We start from the raw sequence: 20,885 nt of genomic DNA, 5'->3' as shown, positions 1-20,885 counted from the left end.
CATTCAGCAATGAAGGGGCCTGCATGGCCTCTTCGCGAGCAAGCCCGCTCCCACACTGGATTGTGCTCACCCCACTGAATTATCTGCCGCTGTTTTTTCGCGTGCCGGGTGGCTGAAATCAGGAGAAAGTAGATGGATTTGAATACCGAAGTAGATAACCTGGTCAAGGCATCCCAAGCCTGGATTCCAATGATCATGGAATACGGCAGCCGCGTGCTGCTGGCGGTCATCACCCTGGCTATCGGCTGGTGGCTGATCAATAAAGTCACGCACAAACTGGGCGGCCTGCTGGCGCTGCGCAATGCCGACCTGGCGCTGCAGGGTTTTATCAGCAGCTTGGCGAACATCATTCTCAAAGTGCTGCTGATCGTCAGTGTCGCGTCGATGATCGGTGTCGAAACCACTTCATTCGTTGCCGCGATCGGTGCCGCTGGCCTCGCAATCGGTTTGGCGCTGCAAGGCAGCCTGGCGAATTTTGCTGGCGGCGTGCTGATTCTGTTGTTCCGCCCGTTCCGTATCGGTGACTGGATCGAAGCCCAAGGTGTTTCCGGTACGGTCGACAGCATTCAGATCTTTCACACCGTGCTGCGTACCGGCGACAACAAAACCATTATTGTGCCGAACGGTAACCTGTCGAATGGCATCATCACCAACACCAACCGGCAGCCTACTCGCAAGGTTGTGTTTGATGTAGGCGTGGATTACCAGGCTGATCTGCAGAAGGCTCGTGAAGTGCTGCTGGAGCTGGCCAAGGATGAGCGGGTCCTGGCTGAACCTGCACCCCAAGCTGTCATTTCGATTTTGGGCGACAGTTCGATAACCGTTTCCCTGCGGGTGTGGGTCAAGACTGCGGATTACTGGGATGTGATGTTCATGTTCAATGAACAAGCCCGTGATCGTTTGAAAACAGCCGGTATTGATATTCCGTTCCCTCAACGAACTATTCGTCTGGTTCAGGAAACGACACCACAGTAAATATTGCTTACTTGGCTTACGGGTCAGGTCGCTGTGTATCAAACCCAAGAGATTGGATGCTCTTGGGTTTTTTATTACGCGCAATAAAGTCGAGTCGAAAGTTGTTAGCTTGCTATTAATCAGTCCAAAAAAAACCGCCCACCTGAAGCAGGTGAGCGGTTTGTTAGAGCGAGGCTCTACAGTACGGCTGGTTTACATCCGAGTTACAGGATGCTCAGCGGGTACTCAACGATCAGACGCAGATCGTTGTTGTCAGACGAGTAGCCGCTGTAAGCGCCGTTCGAGCGGTACATGGCATAACGCAGACGCAGGGACAGGTCTTTGGCTGGACCTTCCTGGAAGACGTATTTGGACTCGGCGTTCCACTCGTTTTCCTTACCTTCACCCAGACCGTTGGTCTCGATGTTGTTACCCATTACGTAACGGGTCATGAAGCTCAGGCCAGGTACGCCGTACTCTTTCATGTTCAGGTCGTAACGAGCTTGGTAGGACTTCTCTTCGCGGCCCACAAAGTCAGAGATCTGAATGGAGTTGGAAACGAAGATGGTGCTGTTACCGTCGATGCCGTAGTAGTAAGCGTTATCGCCGCTCGACTGCTGGTAGGCAAGGGTGAACTTGTGAGCGCCGAGGCTGTAAGCAGCTGCCAGGGACCACAGGTTGTTGTCCACACCCAGATGGCCGTCGCCGATGGCGTCAACCAGATCACCACGGCTGTCGCCTTTGGTTTTGTACGCGTTCAAGTCGAAGTTCAGCGACTGGCTATCGTTGATAGGCAGGGTGTAGTTCGCGTTGATGTAGTACTTCTTGAATGCATCTTCAACGTTCGACGCGGCGATAGCTGCGGTGAAGTTGTCGGTGAAGGCGTAGCTGGCACCAAAGATATCGATGCTTTTCAGGCCTTTACCGCCCATGCCGTCTTCGTCAGCCAAACCACCGATGCTGTCGCGACCCATACCGGTTTGTTTGCTCAGTGCGGTGAAGCGACCTGCGCTCACTTCCAGACCTTTGATCTCTTTAGAGGTGATCAAAGTACCGGTAGCAACTTCTGGCAGAATACGGCTGTCATCGGTAGCGAATACCGGGCTGGCAACAAATTGCTGACCGTATTTCAGAACAGTGTCAGAGATGCGGAACTTGACTGCACCACCAACCTTGCCTTGGGATTTCTCTTCGTTGCCGTCGCTGTCGATTGCGAACAGGCCGTTACCGCGACGACCTGAACCGCCGTCCAGTTTGACCGAGCCCATTGCCATGGCGTCAACGCCAACGCCAACAGTGCCCTGAGTGAAGCCCGATTCGTAGGTCAGCAGTTGGCTGATACCGGTATCTTGACGATAGCCGCTTTCAAAACCAGGGGAGCCGTCTTTCTTCGCAACGTTACCTGCACCGTTTTTGTAATCGCGGTTCATGTACTCCATACGAGTTTTCAGCTTCAGGCTCTGGTCTTCCAGAAAGCCTTTCGAATCGTCCTGGGACGACGCCATCGCGAACTGCGAGGTAACTGCCGAAACAGCCAGTGCGATCATGCTCCACTTCATCACGCGCATCGTGATTTGCTCCTTTGGTTTTTAGGAAGAGTACTGCCGTCCCACCTGTTTTATTATCTGGGCGGCTCTTTCTTTTTGTGTCGGCGCAAACTTATATCACGCCGACCATGTTGGCGATACTTGCTAATCTAACCTTTCAGGTTCTTTACGGCCCTGTCGCAAATAGCGTGGTAGATGTCGCAAATTTATAGCCTCGATGCAAGCGGACGGACAACTTAAGCGTTGTTTGTCGAGGCTTGATCATCGTTAAAAGAGTCCTTCGTGTACCTCTTGAATCTCCGTCGGGCAACCCTGCCACTGTTTTTATTTGCTTTTAAAGTCCCCGCTTCCAGCGAACGCTTTAAAAGCGATGTGGGTGTGAATGCAACAAGCGTGCTCAAATCATCAATTCGTAACGGTTTTTTTTCCAGCCACTGAAAAACGCGATAAAAACCCCATGGAATCGGGGGTTCAAGCGGCCTCCGTTCGGACTTGACGCCATGGTTTGCGACGTGCCTCAGCCTTGTGCTCGCACGCGAGACATCAAAAAACGTTACCGGTTCACCCCTCGGTTGAGTAAAAGGCACCTGTCTGATGCATTCAGCGTAGCCGCACTGTGCGATTTTGGTGCAAAAAAATAATTCGTTGGGTTGAAGCAGCACAGTGTGAACAAGTCGTGAATTCGAACACATCCTTGGTAATCAGTCATTTCGGTGATCATTGTGAGGAATTGGGTGCTGAAATGGTGCGTCTTTGTGAAAATTGTGTCATGTCGGGGCGCGCCGTCGACCGTTGGTGATTTTCTCGGCTGATTTGAGGAGGGTCCGTCGTGAAGCAGGTGCCATTCGCGGGTATGCTGCCAACCTGTCGCTTGGTGTTGCCTCTTGAGATGAGCGCCAAGCTGAAAAAATTGATGACCAGGCGGGAGTGCGCAACGTGTTCGCTTTAGATCCACGACTTCAACAAGACACATTATCGATCGGGGATTTCCCGCTATGCCGTTTGCTGTTGTCCAATGATTCAAACTATCCCTGGTTCATCCTTGTGCCTCGCCGCGAGGATATCAGCGAGATATTTCAATTGGGTTTCGCCGAACAACAGCAGTTATGGCAGGAAACAACCGCACTGGCCGAAATGCTCAAGGACTCGTTTGACGCCGACAAGTTAAATGTTGCTGCGTTGGGTAACGTTGTCAGCCAGTTGCACATGCATGTAATTGTGCGCAAACGTGAAGACGCCGCATGGCCGGCACCGGTCTGGGGCAAGCACCCGGCCAAGCCTTACAGTGCCGATCAGATCGCCGCTATCCGTGAGCGTCTGCGTCTGGTATTGACCGATGACTTCACGTTTCTGGAGGGTTGATACATGAGCCTTGAAGAGCGCGTTAACGATCTGGAAAGCCGTCAGGCGTTTCAGGACGACACTATTCAGGCGTTGAACGACGTGCTGGTGGCTCAGCAGAAAGTGGTTGAGCGCTTGCAATTGCAGATGGCTGCCTTGCTGCGACGTCAGGAAGAGATGGTCGGCCAGTTCGAGTCTTCCGAAGAAGAAGCCCCGCCGCCGCACTACTGAGGCAGCAGGCAATAAAAAAACCGCGAACAGCTTGGCTGCTCGCGGTTTTTTTTAGCCTTGGATCAGCGTCGCGGCAATGCAGCGATGACGTCTTCGGCTTGCAGGCCCTTGTCACGATTCATGACCGAGAACTCCACGCGCTGGCCTTCGACCAGAACGCGGTGACCTTCGCCGCGGATGGCCCGGAAGTGCACGAAAATATCGTCGCCGGAATCGCGGGATATGAAGCCGAAGCCTTTTGAGGTGTTAAACCACTTCACGGTGCCAGTATCGCGGTTGGTCATGTCGTAGCTGGCCGAAGCAGCGGCCGGTGAAGATCTGTAGAAGCTGATGGCCAGGTGCAGAAGAACGGCTATCAGTGCAGCAACCAGACTGAACAGAACGGCTGGTTGACCGGCGATGACGGGCATCGGAGCGATCAGCGTCAGGGTTTGCAAGACAACAGCCAGTACCAGCAGGGCACTGACCAGGTTTTGCAATTGATGACGCGGGCCTTTGTTCCAGTACGGGATAACAGGCGCGAGAGTGAGGTTGAGAAGGCCGAAAAAGGCCAGGTACAGTGCATCTGGTTGTTGCAGGTAAGGTACCGCTTCGGATCGCAGGCTAGGGATGAAGGACAGCAGCAGAGCCGCTGCGCCCATTAGCAGGTGGACGATTTTCAACATTTTGATTAACTCACGTTAAGACGGATCACAAGGAAGAGCTGATGGGGCACGGTTCGCTTCGGAACAATAAGAGGCGTTGGGCACGTGTCCGGTATCAGCCTATGCGCAGCGCCCGGAAAAATAAGCGCTAGCGACACGCTGCTATTTAACAGCAAAGCTTGTAGCTACTCAAATCAGGCAGTCCAGCGGTGGGTCGCGGGCGATTTGTCGCAGGTGCGGGGGCAATCCGGGGCTGCGACATCGCAACAGGCTTGCTAGAGTGGTCCTGCACCTGTTGGATGAATTTCATCACCTTTAGGGGAAAAGCATGGCAATAGATATCGGTATTAGTGAAGAAGATCGCAAGTCCATCGTTGACGGGCTCTCGCGCCTGCTGTCGGACACTTATGTTCTTTATTTGAAAACCCATAACTTTCACTGGAACGTCACCGGTCCCATGTTTCGGACCTTGCACTTGATGTTCGAGGAGCAATATAACGAGTTGGCACTGGCAGTAGACTCGATTGCCGAACGAATTCGTGCGCTCGGGTTCCCGGCGCCGGGTGCTTATTCCATTTATGCAAAGTTGTCTTCCATCAAGGAAGAGGCAGGTGTGCCCACTGCCGAAGAAATGATCAAACAACTTGTCGACGGCCAGGAAGCGGTCACGCGCACCGCTCGCGGGATCTTCCCGTTGCTGGAAAAGGTTAGCGACGAGCCAACGGCTGACCTCCTGACCCAGCGCATGCAGGTTCACGAAAAGACGGCGTGGATGCTGCGCTCATTGCTGGACCAGTAACGACTCCGGTGCGCGGGTGACGCTATCAAGTGTTGTTCGCGCGCTGTCGTCAATTGCCGTTTTCGCTGGCTGATTTTGCACCGGGATACGTAGGATGTTGTCCGGTGTAGGACACTCTCCATGATCGCCACCGAGTTGTTGGCTTATCCTACGTTGGCGGTCATAAAGTCGTCTGGATATAACTTTGCCCCTGCGCTTTTATTAAGAGCGAAACATTGCTCTTGTAAGCACCAGGGATGGCAAAGGAGTGTCAACGGTATGGATTATGTCAGCAGAAGTAATGAAGGTCGAAGCGGTTCACTCAGGGACATAAGGCTTGATCCGTTTGTCAGTGAGTTCGACATGGGGCTGGCCCAGCCTACTTCCCGATCTGTCCGTTTAAATGGATTTGCAACCTGCCTGCGGCTAGAGCAGGTGTATTGGAATATTTTGGGCGAAATGGCCAAGGTCAACTGCTGCTCCGTCAGCGCGTTGTTGTCCCACGTTGATCGCGAAGTACATTTGCGCCACGGTGGGGTCAAGAATTTCAGCGGGCTGGTACGTGTCGTCTGTGTTGTGCACAGTCAGAAGGAGAGTGGCTGCGCCGTATTGGGGTAGTCGCGGCAACACAAACCGCAGAGTGTCGGTCTGTGCAGCGTTACGGCTGCACAGGCTGCATTTAATGGATATAATCCCGCTCTTTGCCGCAAAACCCTGCTTATGCGGTAGCAATCTGATCGCCGAGACAACCCCCATGCCGATGTACGACTATCAATGTGCTTCCTGCGGTCATCAGTTGGAAGCCATTCAAAAGATCAGCGCAGCGCCGCTGGTCGACTGCCCTGCCTGCCAGGCGCCAGAGCTTAAAAAGATGCTGTCCATGCCAGGCTTTCGCCTCAGTGGCACCGGCTGGTACGAAACTGACTTCAAGACCGGTTCCAAAAAGAATCTGGCCGGCGGCGACAAAGCTGACTAGGTTTTAGCCACCGGGTTGAACGACACGTGCGAGCTCTTGCATCATCCGGCACTGGATGTGCGCAAGGCCTCCAACCGAATTTCGAATGACGAGAAGTGAAACTACTACCATGATGCGCAGCCATTATTGCGGCCAACTGAACGAAAGCCTGGAAGGCCAGGAAATTACCCTTTGCGGATGGGTCCACCGTCGCCGTGACCACGGTGGGGTGATTTTCCTCGATATCCGTGATCGTGATGGCCTGGCTCAGGTAGTGTTCGATCCGGATCGCGCTGAAACCTTCGCCGCCGCCGATCGTGTGCGCAGTGAGTATGTAGTCAAGGTCACCGGCAAGGTGCGTCTGCGTCCGGCCGGTGCCACTAACGCCAACATGGCGTCGGGCATGATCGAAGTGCTGGGCTATGAGCTGGAAGTGCTGAACGAGTCGGAAACCCCGCCGTTCCCGCTCAACGAGTTCTCCGACGTGGGCGAAGAAACCCGCCTGCGCTATCGCTTCCTTGACCTGCGTCGTCCGGAAATGCTCGAGAAGCTGCGCCTGCGTTCGCGCATGACCACCAGCATCCGTCGTTACCTGGACGAGAACGGCTTCCTCGACGTCGAAACGCCGATTCTTACTCGCGCCACCCCGGAAGGTGCCCGCGATTACCTGGTGCCAAGCCGCACTCACGCCGGTTCGTTCTTTGCCCTGCCGCAATCGCCGCAGCTGTTCAAGCAACTGCTGATGGTCGCCGGCTTCGATCGCTACTACCAGATCGCCAAGTGCTTCCGTGACGAAGACCTGCGTGCCGACCGTCAGCCGGAATTCACCCAGATCGACATCGAGACCAGTTTCCTCGATGAAAAAGACATCATGGGCCTCACTGAAGGCATGATCCGCACCCTGTTCAAGGAAGTGCTGGACCTGGAGTTCGGTGATTTCCCGCACATGACCTTCGAAGAAGCCATGCGCCGTTACGGTTCCGACAAGCCAGACCTGCGTAACCCGCTGGAACTGGTGGACGTTGCCGACCAACTGAAAGAAGTTGATTTCAAGGTGTTCAGCGGCCCGGCCAACGATCCGAAATGCCGCATTGCAGCGTTGCGCGTTCCTGGCGCCGCAAGCATGCCGCGCAAGCAGATCGACGACTACACCAAGTTCGTCAGCATCTACGGTGCCAAGGGCCTGGCGTACATCAAGGTCAACGAGCGCGCCAAAGGCGTCGAAGGCCTGCAATCGCCTATCGTCAAGAACATCCCTGAAGCCAACCTCAACGTGATCCTTGATCGTGTGGGTGCGGTTGATGGTGACATCGTGTTCTTCGGCGCCGATAAGTCGAAGATCGTGAGCGAAGCATTGGGTGCGCTGCGGATCAAGGTCGGCAACGACCTGAACTTGCTGACCTGCAAGTGGGCGCCAATGTGGGTCGTCGATTTCCCGATGTTCGAAGAAAACGACGACGGCAGCTTCAGCGCCTTGCACCACCCGTTCACCGCGCCCAAATGCACCCCGCAAGAGCTGGAGGCCAACCCGGCCACCGCACTGTCGCGCGCCTACGACATGGTGCTGAACGGCACCGAGCTGGGTGGCGGTTCGATCCGTATTCACCGCAAGGAAATGCAACAGACAGTGTTCCGTCTGTTGGGTATTGAAGAAGCGGAACAGGAAGAGAAATTCGGCTTCCTGCTCGACGCCCTGAAATACGGTGCACCGCCTCACGGTGGCCTGGCCTTCGGCCTTGACCGTCTGGTAATGCTGATGACCGGTGCCCAGTCGATCCGTGAAGTGATCGCCTTCCCGAAAACCCAGAGTGCTGCCGACGTCATGACGCAAGCGCCTGGCGCTGTAGATGCCAAGGCATTGCGCGAATTGCACATTCGTCTGCGCGAAACGCCGAAGGCTGAGTAAGGCTGGCCACAAAGGCGCATCCTTCCGGGATGCGCCTTTTCTTTTAGGTCGAGATTTTTTGTTTGCTGGCCTGCATTCGTGCAAGGCGGGCAATGTTTCAAAGTGAATCGGAGCGAGTTATGGCGGGTCATTCCAAGTGGGCGAACATCAAGCACCGCAAAGAACGTCAAGATGCCAAAAAGGGCAAGATTTTCACCAAGTGGATCCGTGAACTGACTGTTGCGGCTCGCCAGGGTGGCGCTGATCCGGGTTCCAATCCGCGCTTGCGCCTGGCGCTGGACAAAGCCCTCGGCGCGAACATGAGTCGCGACATCATTGATCGCGCGGTCGCGCGCGGTGCTGGCGCTGCCGATACCGACGACATGGTCGAGTTGACCTACGAAGGCTACGGTCCCGGTGGCGTCGCCGTGATGGTCGAGTGCATGACCGATAATCGTAATCGCACCGCAGCCGCTGTTCGCCACGCGTTCAGCAAATGTGGCGGTAACCTCGGCACCGACGGTTCGGTGGCTTATCTGTTCGAACGCAAGGGGCAGATTTCCTTCGCGCCGGGCGTCGATGAAGACGCCTTGATGGAAGCGGCCATGGAAGCCGATGCGGATGACGTGGTCGCCCACGAGGACGGCTCAATCGATGTGTTTACCTCGTTTGCCGGCTTCTACTCGGTTCGCAACGCTTTGGAGGCGGCCGGTTTCAAAGGTGATGACGCCGAGATCGTGATGCTGCCGACGACCAGTGCGGAACTGGATCTGGAAGGCGCCGAGAAGGTGCTGAAGTTGATCGATATGCTGGAAGACCTGGACGACGTACAAAACGTCTACTCCAATGCCGATATCCCGGAATCGGTTGCCGAACAGCTCGGTTAAGGGGCCAAGAGTCAATGTGGGTGCTGGCTTGCCTGTCAAAGCGGCGTGTCAGGCGCCATCAGTGCTTGATGTTGCGCACGCCTTCGCGGGCAAGCCAGCTCCCACATGTGTTAATCGTTGTATTGAAATAGTGCTCTTACCTAATCCGCAGGCGTTATGACTTTAATTCTTGGTATCGACCCCGGTTCGCGTATTACCGGTTATGGCGTGGTTCGCGATACCGGGCGTGGTTGTGTCTACGTGGCCTCCGGTTGTATTCGTACCGGGACTGGCGAGTTGCATGAGCGTCTGCAAATTGTTTATCGCGGTGTACGTGAGGTCATCCAGACCTACGGTCCGGTGACCATGGGTATCGAAAAAGTATTCATGGCGCGCAACGCCGACTCCGCGCTAAAACTCGGTCAAGCAAGGGGCGCCGCTATAGTCGCCGGTGCCGAAGAGAGCCTGGAAATTGCCGAGTACACCGCAACCCAAGTCAAACAAGCGGTGACGGGCACAGGTGCCGCCAATAAAGAGCAGGTGCAGATGATGGTCATGCACATGCTAAAACTCACCAGCAAGCCGCAGATCGACGCTTCTGACGCCCTGGCCATTGCCATTTGTCATGCTCACACCCGTTCCAGCCTATTGCCTCATGGCCTTGGGACTGCACGCAGTCGTGGCGGTCGCCTGCGTCTCTGATAGCATCAGCAAACATTTTTAGTGAATGAGGGTTTTGCGCCTGTGTTGCCGGCGCAAAACCCTTGTTCTGTCAGTCGCCGGTCATTGACCTGGCCAACGCTCAAGGATCTGAAACGTGATTGGACGCTTGCGCGGCACCCTCGCTGAAAAACAGCCGCCGCACCTGATTCTGGATGTAAACGGTCTGGGGTATGAGCTGGAGGTGCCCATGACGACGCTCTATCGCTTGCCGTCGGTCGGTGAGCCGCTGACCTTGCACACCCATTTGGTCGTACGCGAAGACGCGCAGTTACTCTATGGTTTCGCCAGCAAGCGTGAGCGAGACTTTTTCAGGGAGTTGATCCGTCTCAATGGCGTGGGGCCGAAATTGGCCCTGGCCCTGATGTCGAGTCTGGAGGTAGATGAACTGGTGCGTTGCGTGCAGTCCCAGGACACCTCGGCGTTGACCAAGGTGCCGGGTGTCGGCAAAAAAACCGCGGAGCGTTTGTTGGTCGAGCTCAAGGATCGCTTCAAGGCCTGGGAAACTGTGCCGGCGATGTTTGCCCTGGTTCCCAACCAGCCGGGTGGTCCGGACGCGTCAACTCCGGTGGCCACGGCCGAAAATGATGCCGTTAGCGCGCTGATTTCCCTGGGCTACAAACCTCAGGAAGCCAGCAAGGCAATTTCTTCGATCAAGGAGAAGGGTTTGAGCAGTGAAGACATGATTCGTCGTGCCCTGAAGGGAATGATCTAAGTGATTGAAGCTGATCGTCTGATTACCGCCGCGCCAGGCCCTCGTGATCGCGAGGAGGTTCAGGACCGGGCAATTCGCCCCGTCAGCTTGGCCGAATACATCGGCCAGCCGACCGTTCGCGAACAAATGGAGCTGTTTATCCAGGCTGCTCGCGGGCGTAACGAGTCCCTGGACCACACGCTTATCTTCGGTCCGCCGGGGTTGGGCAAGACCACGCTGGCCAACATCATTGCCCAGGAAATGGGCGTGTCGATCAAAAGCACGTCGGGGCCTGTCCTTGAGCGGCCGGGCGATCTGGCTGCGTTGCTGACCAACCTTGAACCGCACGATGTGCTATTCATCGACGAAATCCACAGGCTGTCGCCGATCGTCGAAGAAGTACTGTATCCGGCCATGGAAGATTTCCAGCTCGACATCATGATCGGCGAAGGTCCGGCTGCGCGTTCGATCAAGCTTGACCTGCCACCCTTCACCTTGGTCGGTGCGACCACGCGGGCCGGCATGCTCACCAATCCGTTGCGCGACCGATTCGGGATCGTCCAGCGCCTTGAGTTCTACAACACTGCCGACCTGGCGACGATTGTCAGCCGTTCGGCGGCCATTCTGGGTTTGCCGCTGGACCCGGAAGGCGCATTTGAAATCGCCCGTCGTGCCCGAGGTACTCCGCGAATCGCCAATCGTCTGCTGCGCCGCGTGCGTGATTTCGCCGAAGTTCGCGCCAAAGGGCACATCACCAAGCCAATTGCCGACCTGGCATTGAACCTGCTGGATGTCGATGAACGTGGTTTTGATCACCAGGATCGGCGTCTGTTGTTAACCATGATCGAGAAGTTCGATGGCGGCCCCGTTGGTGTCGACAGTCTTGCAGCAGCAATCAGCGAAGAGCGTCACACCATTGAGGATGTGCTGGAGCCATACCTTATCCAGCAGGGCTACATCATGCGTACACCGCGTGGGCGAGTGGTGACCCGGCATGCGTATCTGCATTTCGGTTTAAACATCCCGTCACGATTGGGCGAAATGCCAGTGGTAGACGAATTCCTCGATGCCGTGGACGATTAAATAACTTTTGCGGGCTGATTTATTCGGGGATTGTGCTGTCCTAGGACCGTACTTTTGCAAGAAAGCCGCAGAACAATGAAAAACAGTTGCCTGGCCGGATTGGCAACCTGAGGAGTAACCACTAGAGTATGCGCGCGCAAAACGGGCTTGAGCCTTTCGCACATCGTTGTCGCGTTTATTACGAGGACACCGATGCGGGCGGCATCGTGTATTACGTTAATTACCTCAAGTTTATGGAACGGGCTCGAACCGAGCGGCTACGGGAGCTGGGCTTTGCCCAATCCCAGCTGGCAGGGGAGGACTTGTTGTTCGTCGTGCATTCCAGCGAAGCGCGTTACCACGCGCCGGCGCGACTGGACGACGAATTGCTGGTAAGCGCTGAAGTAATCGAATTGAACCGTGTCAGCCTGCGCTTTAAACAGCAGGTCAGGCGGGCTACGGATAACGCGCTGCTCTGCGAAGGGCAGTTTTTGGTGGCCTGTGTGCGCACTAACAGTTTGAAACCCCGGGCCATTCCCGAAGCTCTACGTGCGGCCTTTGCCGACGTGAGCGGCGCGGGTACACACTCAAAGCAGGAGATAAAGCGTGGAAGCTAACGTCGTCGACCATTCCTCCATGTGGAGCTTGGTCAGCAATGCCAGCGTCGTGGTTCAGTTGGTAATGCTGATTCTGGTAGCCGCATCGGTGACCTCATGGATCATGATCTTTCAGCGCAGCAACCTGCTGCGCGCCGGTCGACGTGCCCTGGAGAGCTTTGAGGAGCGCTTCTGGTCCGGTATCGACCTGTCCAAACTCTACCGTCAGGCTGGCAGCAATCCTGACCCGGATTCCGGGGTCGAGCAGATCTTCCGTGCCGGCTTCAAGGAGTTCTCCCGTCTGCGCCAGCAGCCAGGCGTTGACCCGGAAGCGGTCATGGAAGGCGTGGCCCGTGCGATGCGCGTGGCTATTTCCCGTGAAGAAGAGAAGCTCGAGCAGAGCTTGCCGTTCCTCGCAACTGTCGGTTCCGTCAGCCCGTATATCGGTCTGTTCGGCACGGTGTGGGGCATCATGAACTCCTTCCGTGGCCTGGCAACTGCCCAGCAAGCAACACTGGCGACCGTCGCGCCAGGTATTGCAGAAGCACTGGTTGCTACCGCAATCGGCCTGTTCGCAGCCATTCCAGCCGTTATCGCTTACAACCGTTTTGCCGCTCGCAGCGAAACGCTGATCAGCCGTTACTACACCTTCGCCGATGAATTCCAGGCGATCCTGCACCGCAAAGTGCACACCAGCGAAGAATAAGCAGGTAATTTCCAATGGCTTTAATCGCTCGAGCTCGCAAAAAGCGCAAGCCGGTCGCCGAGATGAACGTGGTGCCTTACATCGACGTGATGTTGGTGCTGCTGGTCATTTTCATGGTGACCGCTCCGATGCTCAATCAGGGCGTGAAAGTTGATCTGCCCAAGGTTTCCAGCGAAGCCTTGCCGCAGGACAACAACACCCAGGTCCTGACCATTTCGATCAAGGCTGACAAGACCTATTACTGGAACCTTGGCAGCGAAGTCGATACAGAAAAGCAGCAAGACAAGGCGATGACGTTGCCGCAGATGACTGACGCGGTGACCAAGATCATTCGTGCCGGCAACGAAGGTGGCAAGCATACCCAGGTCTTCATTCGTGGCGACAAGACTGTCGATTACGGCGCCGTGATGGGTGCGATGGGCGGACTGCAGAAAGCCGGAGTCGGTAACGTTGGCTTGATTACCGAGGCGCCCTGATGCAGCAACAGCGAGAGCCAACAGCCTCGGAAAGCTACTTCTGGCCTAGTGTCTGGGCGGTTGTCCTGCACGTGCTGGTGTTCGGCATGCTGTTCGTCAGTTTCGCCTTCACACCGGAATTGCCGCCGGCCAAGCCGATTGTCCAGGCAACCTTGTACCAGCTGAAATCGAAAAGTCGGGCGACTACCCAGACCAATCAGAAGATTGCGGGTGAAGCGGTGAAGTCTGCCGCGCGTCAAACCGAAGTCGAACAGATGGAACAGAAGAAGGTCGAGCAGGAAGCGGTGAAGGCTGCGGAACAAAAGAAAGAAGAAGCGGCTCAAAAGGCCGAGGAAGCCAAGAAGGCCGACGAGTCGAAGAAAGCAGACGAGGCTAAAAAGGCTGATGAAGCCAAGAAAGCCGACGAAGCGAAGAAGACCGCCGAAGCCAAGAAGGCTGAAGAGAAACAATTGGCTGATATAGCCAAGAAGAAATCTGAAGAAGAAGCCAAGAAGGCTGCTGAAGAAGAGGCCAAGAAAGCGGCCGCTGAAGAAGCCAAGAAAAAGATAGTCGAAGACGCGAAGAAGAAAGCCGCGGACGACGCCAAGAAGAAAGCTGAAGCGGACGAGGCGAAGAAGAAAGTCGCCGAAGATGCGAAGAAGAAAGCTGCTGCCGATGCTGCGAAGAAAAAATCGCAGGATGCGGCGCGTAAATCTACCGAAGATAAAAAGGCTCAGGCCTTGGCAGATTTGCTTTCCGATACGCCGCAGCGTCAGCAGGCCTTGGCGGATGAGCAGGGTGACGAAGTCGCGGGTAGTTTCGACGATCTGATTCGTGCTCGTGCAGCGGAAGGCTGGGCTCGTCCACCTTCGGCGCGTAAAGGCATGACGGTCGTGCTGCAAATCGGCATGTTGCCGGACGGTACGGTGACTTCGGTCAACGTGTCCAAGTCCAGTGGTGACGGGCCGTTTGATGCGTCGGCAGTTGCGGCAGTGAAGAATATTGGACGTTTGACAGAAATGCAGGGAATGAAGCCGAGCGATTTTGCTCCGTATCGTTCATTCAAGATGACATTCACACCTGAGGATCTAGCCTTGTGAGAAACCTTCTTCGAGGAATGCTTGTCGTTATCTGCTGCCTGGCAGGGATGGCGGTAGCAGACGAAAAAAACATTCTGGTCACCAGCGGCAGCGATAGGGCTACCCCGATCGCAGTCGTTCCGTTCGGTTTCCAGGGCGGTACCGTGCTGCCGGATGATATGGCCGAAATCATCGGTAACGACCTGCGCAACTCGGGTTACTACTCGCCGATTCCAAAACAGAACATGATCAGCCAGCCAAGCCAGGCCAGCGAAATCATCTACCGTGACTTCAAGGCACTGGGTGCCCAGTACGTCATGGTCGGCAGCATTGTGCCAGCGGGCGGCCGCCTGCAGGTTCAGTACGCTCTGTTCAATGTCGCCACCGAGCAGCAAGTGCTGACCGGTAGCGTATCGGGCAGCGTCGATCAGCTGCGCGACATGGCGCACTACATCTCCGATCAGTCGTTCGAAAAGCTCACCGGCATCAAAGGTGCGTTCTCGACTCGTCTGCTGTACGTGACAGCCGAGCGATTCTCCGAGAAGAATACTCGTTACACGCTGCAACGTTCGGACTATGACGGTGCCCGCGCTGTCACACTGCTGCAGTCGCGTGAGCCGATTCTTTCGCCGCGTTTCGCACCGGACGGCAAGCGCATTGCCTACGTTTCGTTCGAGCAGAAGCGTCCGCGCATTTTCATGCAGAACATCGATACCGGTCGCCGTGAGCAGATCACCAACTTCGAAGGCCTGAATGGCGCGCCTGCATGGTCACCGGATGGTCAGCGTCTGGCGTTCGTGCTGTCGAAAGACGGTAACCCTGATATCTATGTCATGAACCTTGGTTCGCGCCAGATCTCTCGCGTCACCAATGGCCCTGGCATCAACACCGAACCGTTCTGGGGCAAGGATGGTTCAACCATCTACTTCACCTCGGACCGTGGCGGCAAGCCTCAAATCTACAAAACCAGCGTCAGTGGTGGCGGTGCGGAACGTGTGACCTTCATCGGTAACTACAACGCTAACCCTAAACTTTCGGCTGATGAAAAGACCCTGGTGATGATTCACCGCCAGGATGGCTTCACTAATTTCAAGGTGGCGGCCCAGGATTTGCAGCGCGGAAGCGTAAAAATCCTCACTGATAGCACTCTGGACGAGTCGCCTACTGTTGCGCCCAACGGCACCATGGTAATCTACGCCACCCGCCAGCAGGGCCGGGGAGTCTTGATGCTCGTGTCCATTAATGGACGCGTAAGGCTCCCGCTTCCTACCGCACAAGGCGAAGTCAGAGAACCTTCCTGGTCCCCTTACCTGAACTGACGCGGCGCTATACGTTTTACTTAACACACTGGGGTTCATTAGGAGTTTCACGATGGAAATGCTGAAGTTTGGTAAATTTGCTGCGCTGGCTCTGGCCATGGCTGTAGCTGTAGGTTGCTCGTCCAAAGGCGGCGACAATGCCGGTGAAGGCGCTGTCGATCCAAACGCTGGTTACGGCGCTAACACTGGTGCTGTTGATGGCTCCCTGAGCGAAGAAGCTGCTCTGCGCGCAATCACCACCTTCTACTTCGAATACGACAGCTCGGACCTGAAGCCAGAAGCCATGCGCGCTCTGGATGTTCACGCTAAAGACCTGAAAGCAAACGGCGCTCGCGTTGTTCTGGAAGGCAACACCGACGAACGTGGTACTCGTGAGTACAACATGGCACTGGGCGAGCGTCGTGCGAAAGCCGTTCAGCGTTACCTGGTACTGCAAGGTGTTTCCCCAGCTCAGCTGGAACTGGTTTCCTACGGCGAAGAGCGTCCAGTTGCTACCGGCAACGACGAGCAGTCCTGGGCTCAAAACCGTCGCGTCGAACTGCGTAAGTAATTCGTCATGCGAACGTGCCGTCGTGCTGTAACTGTTTTGGCTCTCAGCCTCGCACCGCTTGCGGTGTGGGCTGCGGTTCCTGTGGTCGATAATGACTCCGGCTATAACAATAGCGGGAGCAGTTATCCGCCTGCGGGTTACGGTACGAACGGCGCCTATGCCGGGGGAGGGGTTTCGGCCCCTGTCTCGGCACAGGGCGAGCTGTTCAACCAACTGCAATCGATGCAAGAGCAGATCTCGCGCCAGCAAGGCGTGATAGAAGTTTTGCAAAATGATGTTGCGCGCATGAAGCAGGAAAACCTGGAGCGATACCAGGATCTTGATCGGCGCATAGGAACCGGCGTTGCACCAGCCGCGACTCCTGATAATTCTTCCACCGGTGGCGATTTGAACGCCCCCGGTGCAGCAGCAGGTGCGGGAGCAGCAGCTGCTCAAGCCCCCGCAGCGGGTAGCGAACCGGCTGATCCGGCGAAGGAAAAACTGTACTACGATGCAGCCTTCGACCTGATCAAGGCCAAGGATTTCGACAAAGCCAGCCAGGCTTTTACCGCTTTCCTGCGCAAATACCCGAACAGCCAATACGCGGGCAATGCCCAGTACTGGTTGGGCGAAGTCAATTTGGCCAAAGGCGATCTGCAGGGTGCAGGTCAGGCTTTTGCCAAGGTTTCGCAGTTGTACCCCAAGCACGCCAAAGTGCCTGACTCGCTGTACAAGCTGGCTGATGTAGAGCGTCGCCTTGGTCATACCGACAAGGTGAAAGGCATTTTGCAACAGGTTGTGTCGCAATATCCTGGCACTTCCGCAGCTCAGTTGGCCCAACGCGATTTGCAACGCATGTAAACGTGTTTGACCCAATTAGAAGAAACCCGCACTTGTTGCGGGTTTTTTCGTTAGAATTCACGCCCTTTTTCTGAAACACCGCTTTTTGGGATCTGCGCGTTGGCGGGGTTCCTTTAAGTGCCTGACGGAGGCGGACAGCCTGTTTAGCTGTTACGCCCGTGGCGACTATGCAAGACACATTGAGAATCACCGAAGTTTTTTACTCTTTGCAGGGTGAAACGCGCACCGCCGGGCTGCCCACCGTTTTTGTGCGCCTGACAGGTTGCCCTTTGCGTTGCCAATACTGCGACAGCGCCTACGCGTTCAGCGGCGGTACCGTTCGCGAGCTCGACGATATACTCGAGCAAGTAGCCGGTTTCCGTCCGCGCTACGTTTGCGTCACCGGCGGCGAGCCGTTGGCGCAACCCAACGCCATCCCATTGCTCAAGCAGTTGTGTGATGCCGGTTACGAAGTCTCACTGGAAACCAGTGGTGCCCTCGATATCTCGGCAGTGGATTCACGCGTCAGTCGTGTGGTCGACCTGAAAACCCCGGGTTCGAAGGAGGCGCATCGCAATCGCTACGAGAACATCGAACTGCTCACGCCGAACGACCAAGTGAAGTTTGTCATTTGCTCGCGCGAAGACTATGACTGGGCTGTCTCCAAACTCATCCAGTACGGTCTGGACCGGCGTGCGGGTGAAGTGCTGTTTTCGCCAAGTCACCATGACCTGAACGCTCGGGACCTGGCGGATTGGGTGGTGGCGGACAATCTGCCGGTGCGCCTGCAATTGCAGCTGCATAAATATCTTTGGAACGACGAGCCGGGGCGCTGATATGACTGAACAACTGAACACTGCTGAAAAACGTGCGGTTATCCTGCTGTCGGGTGGCCTGGATTCGGCAACGGTCGTGGCTATGGCGCGCGCTGAAGGCTATAGCTGCTACACCATGAGCTTCAACTATGGTCAGCGTTCCCTTGCCGAGCTGCATGCTGCCAAACGTGTTGCCCATGACCTGGGCGTGGTCGAGCACAAGGTGATCGGCCTTGATCTGAACGGCATGGGCGGGTCGGCACTGACCGATAGCAGTATCGACGTCCCGGAAACGCCAGGCGAAGGTATCCCGGTGACCTACGTGCCTGCACGTAACACCGTGTTCCTGTCCCTTGCTCTCGGCTGGGCCGAGGTGCTCGGTGCGCGCGATATCTTTATCGGCGTAAACGCTGTCGACTATTCGGGTTACCCGGACTGCCGTCCTGAGTTCATCGAGGCTTTCGAGCGCATGGCCAATCTGGCAACGAAAGCCGGAGTGGAAGGCAATGGCTTCCGCATTCAGGCGCCACTGCAAAACCTCAGCAAGGCACAAATCATTGAGGTTGGTGTGAAGTTGGGCGTTAATTATGGGCTGACGGTTTCCTGCTACCAGGCCGACGATAAAGGCTTTGCGTGCGGCAAATGCGACAGCTGTCGTCTGCGTTCAGAAGGCTTCGCGGCCGCTGGAATAACCGATCCAACCCCTTATTTTTGATTTATTTCAAATTAAGTGTTGAATAGTCCTTAGAAATCAGTATTATACGCGCCACCACACAGCGGGTCGTTAGCTCAGTTGGTAGAGCAGTTGGCTTTTAACCAATTGGTCGTAGGTTCGAATCCCACACGACCCACCATTTTTGTAGCAGTTTTAAAAGTCTGGAAGGCCCACGCAAGTGAGGATTTCCGGATTTTTTTTTGCCCGCGATTTAGGTCTGGCTCACACACTGGGCTACAGCGCACAACCCAGGTCAGAATCATCTTTTGCATCCATTGGATATTCTGTAGCCTTGCGCAGCTTCAATGTTATCCGTGCCTGATGAATACTCACTTTCCCGGCGGTGCCCTGAAGGGGTCCGGAGCCGGGTGTATACTCGACTTTCGCGCTTAAGCGCTTGCAGGTCTTGCGAACATGACGCAGATTTCTGAACGCCTTCTGGTTCAAGCTCACCTCGACGCCAAACAGCCCAAGCCGCTGACGGTTGAGGAAGAGGCTTATTACCGTGCCGCCATCGCAGCAGAGCTAAAAGCTCAAGACGCGGTGCTGGTTGCCCACTTCTATTGTGATCCGGTCATTCAGGCCTTGGCCGAAGAAACCGGTGGTTGCGTGTCCGATTCGCTTGAGATGGCACGTTTTGGCAACGCTCACCCAGCCAAGACTGTGGTGGTCGCGGGTGTGAAGTTCATGGGCGAAACCGCCAAAATCCTCAACCCTGAAAAGCGTGTGCTGATGCCGACGCTGGAAGCGACCTGCTCGTTGGACCTCGGTTGCCCGGTGGATGAGTTCTCTGCTTTCTGCGATCAGCATCCCGAGCGCACGGTGGTGGTGTATGCCAACACTTCTGCTGCGGTTAAAGCCCGGGCGGACTGGGTGGTGACTTCCAGCTGTGCACTGGAGATCGTCGAAAGCCTGATGGACAACGGTGAAACCATCATCTGGGGCCCGGACAAGCATTTGGGCACTTACATCCAGCGCAAGACCGGCGCCGACATGCTGCTATGGGACGGTGCCTGCATCGTTCACGAGGAGTTCAAGTCCAAGCAGCTGGAAGACATGAAGGCTCTGTATCCGGACGCGGCGATTCTGGTGCACCCGGAGTCGCCCACCTCGGTGATCGAACTGGCAGATGCCGTCGGTTCTACCAGTCAATTGATCGCTGCGGCGCAGAGTCTGCCAAACAAGACGTTTATCGTCGCGACAGACCGAGGCATCTTCTACAAGATGCAGCAGCTGTGCCCGGATAAAGTGTTCATTGAAGCTCCTACGGCCGGTAACGGCGCAGCGTGCCGTAGTTGCGCACATTGCCCGTGGATGGCGATGAACACCCTGGAGCGCACGCTGAAGAGCTTGAAGGAAGGCGCAAACGAGATTTTCGTTGATCCGGCGTTGATTCCGCAGGCGATCAGGCCGTTAAAGCGGATGCTCGATTTTACTCAGGCTGCGCGGATGAAGTTGGCGGGTAACGCCTGAGTTCTGTCAGATAAGTCACAAAAACTGTGGGAGCGAGCCTGCTCGCGAAGACCGTGTATCAGCCGACATTGATGTTGTTTGATACACCGCTTTCGCGAGCAGGCTCGCTCCCACATTGATTTGTGCAATCGGCAATTACTTGCTCTTCTTTGGAATACGAACGAGCTGAGTGTTGGAGTACATGTCATGCCAGCTGCGTTTTTGTTTGTCGAACAGCGGCCAGATAAAGCCCAGGCCCATGCACAGCCAGGAGGCAATCGACACCACAAAGCGCAACAATGCCTGCCACAGGCTGATCGATGATCCATCGGGGTTTTGCACCCGGATGCACCACACCTGCATGCCAAGGGTTTGCCCGGACCAGGTCCAGAACTTGGCAAAGAAACCAAACAGCACAAAAAATAGAACGGTGGACAGCAGTGGATCGCCGTCGAGCGCCCCCGCTTCGGTCAGCGTGCGCATCCTCTCTTCGCCAACGATTGCCATCTGAATCATCTTGTAGATGCCTGCGGTGACGATCAACAGTGCGGTACACAGCAGGAAATCATAAAACATCGCTGCCAGACGACGACCCAGGGTCGCGGCGGGGAAGTCGCCCTGAGGTTTGAGCAGATGTTTCGACATGGCAGGGCTCTCGGCGAAAAAAGAAGCCATTTTACGGATTTACGCGCACAAAAAAGC

General features: G+C 55.7%; 24 protein-coding genes, 1 tRNA gene and 1 pseudogene. 22 read left to right on the top strand and 4 right to left on the bottom strand.

All coding sequences use genetic code 11. The annotated features are described in order from the left end of the window. The first annotated feature begins 132 nt into the window (after positions 1-132). Positions 133-975 (top strand): mechanosensitive ion channel domain-containing protein, encoded by an 843-nt coding sequence (locus ACQR3R_RS20410; RefSeq protein WP_428274708.1) that lies wholly within the window; start codon positions 133-135, stop codon positions 973-975. A gap of 203 nt (positions 976-1,178) precedes the next feature. On the opposite strand, the gene ACQR3R_RS20405 is transcribed toward ACQR3R_RS20410, so the two are convergent. Further along, positions 1,179-2,522, bottom strand: a complete 1,344-nt coding sequence (locus tag ACQR3R_RS20405) for an OprD family outer membrane porin (RefSeq protein WP_428274706.1) — start codon at positions 2,520-2,522, stop codon at positions 1,179-1,181. A 906-nt stretch (positions 2,523-3,428) separates the two neighbouring features. Between ACQR3R_RS20405 and ACQR3R_RS20400 the strand changes: the two genes are divergently transcribed. After that, complete coding sequence (locus tag ACQR3R_RS20400; protein ID WP_428274704.1) at positions 3,429-3,863, top strand: HIT domain-containing protein; 435 nt, start codon at positions 3,429-3,431, stop codon at positions 3,861-3,863. 3 nt (positions 3,864-3,866) lie between these two features. After that, complete coding sequence (locus ACQR3R_RS20395) at positions 3,867-4,073, top strand: SlyX family protein (RefSeq protein ID WP_428274702.1); 207 nt, start codon at positions 3,867-3,869, stop codon at positions 4,071-4,073. Positions 4,074-4,135: 62 nt separating this feature from the next. On the opposite strand, the gene ACQR3R_RS20390 is transcribed toward ACQR3R_RS20395, so the two are convergent. Continuing rightward, positions 4,136-4,357: a cold shock domain-containing protein gene (locus tag ACQR3R_RS20390; protein ID WP_015885617.1), complete on the bottom strand. Its 222-nt coding sequence runs from the start codon at positions 4,355-4,357 to the stop codon at positions 4,136-4,138. A gap of 57 nt (positions 4,358-4,414) precedes the next feature. Continuing rightward, a pseudogene (locus ACQR3R_RS20385) lies at positions 4,415-4,738 on the bottom strand (cold shock domain-containing protein membrane protein); the annotation flags it as partial. A gap of 307 nt (positions 4,739-5,045) precedes the next feature. Here ACQR3R_RS20385 and ACQR3R_RS20380 point away from each other — a divergent pair. The 19 genes from ACQR3R_RS20380 (at position 5,046) to nadA (ending at position 20,204) form a co-directional block, all read left to right on the top strand. Next, positions 5,046-5,516, top strand: a complete 471-nt coding sequence (locus tag ACQR3R_RS20380) for a ferritin-like domain-containing protein (protein WP_428274700.1) — start codon at positions 5,046-5,048, stop codon at positions 5,514-5,516. Positions 5,517-5,636: 120 nt separating this feature from the next. Next, positions 5,637-6,113, top strand: coding sequence for a ribbon-helix-helix domain-containing protein (locus tag ACQR3R_RS20375; RefSeq protein ID WP_428274698.1), 477 nt, complete (start codon positions 5,637-5,639; stop codon positions 6,111-6,113). 136 nt (positions 6,114-6,249) lie between these two features. After that, positions 6,250-6,471: an FmdB family zinc ribbon protein gene (locus tag ACQR3R_RS20370; protein WP_010457489.1), complete on the top strand. Its 222-nt coding sequence runs from the start codon at positions 6,250-6,252 to the stop codon at positions 6,469-6,471. Positions 6,472-6,580: 109 nt separating this feature from the next. Then, positions 6,581-8,356, top strand: coding sequence for an aspartate--tRNA ligase (aspS, locus tag ACQR3R_RS20365; RefSeq protein WP_428274695.1), 1,776 nt, complete (start codon positions 6,581-6,583; stop codon positions 8,354-8,356). 119 nt (positions 8,357-8,475) lie between these two features. Next, a complete protein-coding gene (locus ACQR3R_RS20360) occupies positions 8,476-9,222 on the top strand; it encodes a YebC/PmpR family DNA-binding transcriptional regulator (protein ID WP_428274693.1) in 747 nt (248 codons plus the stop codon). A 156-nt stretch (positions 9,223-9,378) separates the two neighbouring features. After that, the gene (gene ruvC / locus ACQR3R_RS20355; RefSeq protein ID WP_131059806.1) at positions 9,379-9,903 is read left to right on the top strand and encodes a crossover junction endodeoxyribonuclease RuvC; all 525 of its coding nucleotides are present in this window, start codon (positions 9,379-9,381) and stop codon (positions 9,901-9,903) included. Between the two features lie 115 nt (positions 9,904-10,018). Further along, positions 10,019-10,636: a Holliday junction branch migration protein RuvA gene (gene ruvA, locus ACQR3R_RS20350; RefSeq protein WP_428274690.1), complete on the top strand. Its 618-nt coding sequence runs from the start codon at positions 10,019-10,021 to the stop codon at positions 10,634-10,636. Further along, entirely contained in the window at positions 10,637-11,698 is a 1,062-nt protein-coding gene (gene ruvB, locus ACQR3R_RS20345) for a Holliday junction branch migration DNA helicase RuvB (protein ID WP_428274688.1), read from the top strand. It abuts the gene before it with no gap. Positions 11,699-11,826: 128 nt separating this feature from the next. Next, positions 11,827-12,294, top strand: a complete 468-nt coding sequence (gene ybgC, locus ACQR3R_RS20340; RefSeq protein WP_054044992.1) for a tol-pal system-associated acyl-CoA thioesterase — start codon at positions 11,827-11,829, stop codon at positions 12,292-12,294. Further along, positions 12,284-12,979: a protein TolQ gene (gene tolQ, locus ACQR3R_RS20335; protein ID WP_178129366.1), complete on the top strand. Its 696-nt coding sequence runs from the start codon at positions 12,284-12,286 to the stop codon at positions 12,977-12,979. The genes ybgC and tolQ overlap by 11 nt, the downstream gene beginning before the upstream one ends. 14 nt (positions 12,980-12,993) lie before the next feature. Next, on the top strand, positions 12,994-13,455 hold the full coding sequence (gene tolR / locus ACQR3R_RS20330; RefSeq protein ID WP_053155331.1) for a protein TolR: 462 nt from the start codon (positions 12,994-12,996) through the stop codon (positions 13,453-13,455). Further along, positions 13,455-14,534: a cell envelope integrity protein TolA gene (gene tolA / locus ACQR3R_RS20325; RefSeq protein WP_428274685.1), complete on the top strand. Its 1,080-nt coding sequence runs from the start codon at positions 13,455-13,457 to the stop codon at positions 14,532-14,534. Before tolR ends, tolA begins: the two co-directional genes overlap by 1 nt. Continuing rightward, positions 14,531-15,832, top strand: coding sequence for a Tol-Pal system beta propeller repeat protein TolB (tolB, locus tag ACQR3R_RS20320; protein ID WP_428274683.1), 1,302 nt, complete (start codon positions 14,531-14,533; stop codon positions 15,830-15,832). The genes tolA and tolB overlap by 4 nt, the downstream gene beginning before the upstream one ends. 52 nt (positions 15,833-15,884) lie before the next feature. Then, a complete protein-coding gene (gene pal, locus ACQR3R_RS20315) occupies positions 15,885-16,382 on the top strand; it encodes a peptidoglycan-associated lipoprotein Pal (protein ID WP_003178634.1) in 498 nt (165 codons plus the stop codon). Between the two features lie 81 nt (positions 16,383-16,463). Continuing rightward, positions 16,464-17,222 (top strand): tol-pal system protein YbgF, encoded by a 759-nt coding sequence (gene ybgF, locus ACQR3R_RS20310; RefSeq protein WP_428274678.1) that lies wholly within the window; start codon positions 16,464-16,466, stop codon positions 17,220-17,222. 167 nt (positions 17,223-17,389) lie between these two features. Then, complete coding sequence (gene queE, locus ACQR3R_RS20305) at positions 17,390-18,037, top strand: 7-carboxy-7-deazaguanine synthase QueE (protein ID WP_428274676.1); 648 nt, start codon at positions 17,390-17,392, stop codon at positions 18,035-18,037. A gap of 1 nt (position 18,038) precedes the next feature. Further along, positions 18,039-18,731, top strand: a complete 693-nt coding sequence (gene queC / locus ACQR3R_RS20300; RefSeq protein ID WP_428274674.1) for a 7-cyano-7-deazaguanine synthase QueC — start codon at positions 18,039-18,041, stop codon at positions 18,729-18,731. A gap of 63 nt (positions 18,732-18,794) precedes the next feature. Continuing rightward, positions 18,795-18,870: transfer RNA gene (locus ACQR3R_RS20295), tRNA-Lys, on the top strand. A gap of 275 nt (positions 18,871-19,145) precedes the next feature. Continuing rightward, the gene (gene nadA, locus ACQR3R_RS20290) at positions 19,146-20,204 is read left to right on the top strand and encodes a quinolinate synthase NadA (protein ID WP_428274672.1); all 1,059 of its coding nucleotides are present in this window, start codon (positions 19,146-19,148) and stop codon (positions 20,202-20,204) included. Between the two features lie 135 nt (positions 20,205-20,339). Here nadA and ACQR3R_RS20285 read toward each other — a convergent pair whose 3' ends face one another. Continuing rightward, complete coding sequence (locus ACQR3R_RS20285) at positions 20,340-20,828, bottom strand: RDD family protein (RefSeq protein WP_428274670.1); 489 nt, start codon at positions 20,826-20,828, stop codon at positions 20,340-20,342. Positions 20,829-20,885: the final 57 nt, after the last annotated feature.

It is taken from the genome of Gordonia sp. IEGM753, from assembly GCF_050321825.1.
Taxonomy (GTDB): Bacteria; Pseudomonadota; Gammaproteobacteria; order Pseudomonadales; family Pseudomonadaceae; genus Aquipseudomonas.
The sequence above is the reverse complement of the archived record's forward strand: the minus strand, read 5'-3'. Positions and strand labels throughout refer to the sequence as shown.

What these genes read in the sequence shown, in the direction of transcription:
- tolR (WP_053155331.1), top strand. Translation starts at nt 12,994, where the DNA reads ATGGCTTTAATCGCTCGAGCTCGCAAAAAGCGCAAGCCGGTCGCCGAG.
- nadA (WP_428274672.1), top strand. Translation starts at nt 19,146, where the DNA reads ATGACGCAGATTTCTGAACGCCTTCTGGTTCAAGCTCACCTCGACGCC.
- ruvC (WP_131059806.1), top strand. Translation starts at nt 9,379, where the DNA reads ATGACTTTAATTCTTGGTATCGACCCCGGTTCGCGTATTACCGGTTAT.
- ACQR3R_RS20390 (WP_015885617.1), bottom strand. Translation starts at nt 4,357, where the DNA reads ATGACCAACCGCGATACTGGCACCGTGAAGTGGTTTAACACCTCAAAA.
- ACQR3R_RS20370 (WP_010457489.1), top strand. Translation starts at nt 6,250, where the DNA reads ATGCCGATGTACGACTATCAATGTGCTTCCTGCGGTCATCAGTTGGAA.
- ACQR3R_RS20380 (WP_428274700.1), top strand. Translation starts at nt 5,046, where the DNA reads ATGGCAATAGATATCGGTATTAGTGAAGAAGATCGCAAGTCCATCGTT.
- pal (WP_003178634.1), top strand. Translation starts at nt 15,885, where the DNA reads ATGGAAATGCTGAAGTTTGGTAAATTTGCTGCGCTGGCTCTGGCCATG.
- aspS (WP_428274695.1), top strand. Translation starts at nt 6,581, where the DNA reads ATGATGCGCAGCCATTATTGCGGCCAACTGAACGAAAGCCTGGAAGGC.
- ACQR3R_RS20410 (WP_428274708.1), top strand. Translation starts at nt 133, where the DNA reads ATGGATTTGAATACCGAAGTAGATAACCTGGTCAAGGCATCCCAAGCC.
- ACQR3R_RS20405 (WP_428274706.1), bottom strand. Translation starts at nt 2,522, where the DNA reads ATGCGCGTGATGAAGTGGAGCATGATCGCACTGGCTGTTTCGGCAGTT.
- ACQR3R_RS20285 (WP_428274670.1), bottom strand. Translation starts at nt 20,828, where the DNA reads ATGTCGAAACATCTGCTCAAACCTCAGGGCGACTTCCCCGCCGCGACC.
- tolA (WP_428274685.1), top strand. Translation starts at nt 13,455, where the DNA reads ATGCAGCAACAGCGAGAGCCAACAGCCTCGGAAAGCTACTTCTGGCCT.
- ACQR3R_RS20375 (WP_428274698.1), top strand. Translation starts at nt 5,637, where the DNA reads ATGATCGCCACCGAGTTGTTGGCTTATCCTACGTTGGCGGTCATAAAG.
- ybgC (WP_054044992.1), top strand. Translation starts at nt 11,827, where the DNA reads ATGCGCGCGCAAAACGGGCTTGAGCCTTTCGCACATCGTTGTCGCGTT.
- ACQR3R_RS20360 (WP_428274693.1), top strand. Translation starts at nt 8,476, where the DNA reads ATGGCGGGTCATTCCAAGTGGGCGAACATCAAGCACCGCAAAGAACGT.
- queE (WP_428274676.1), top strand. Translation starts at nt 17,390, where the DNA reads ATGCAAGACACATTGAGAATCACCGAAGTTTTTTACTCTTTGCAGGGT.
- queC (WP_428274674.1), top strand. Translation starts at nt 18,039, where the DNA reads ATGACTGAACAACTGAACACTGCTGAAAAACGTGCGGTTATCCTGCTG.
- ACQR3R_RS20395 (WP_428274702.1), top strand. Translation starts at nt 3,867, where the DNA reads ATGAGCCTTGAAGAGCGCGTTAACGATCTGGAAAGCCGTCAGGCGTTT.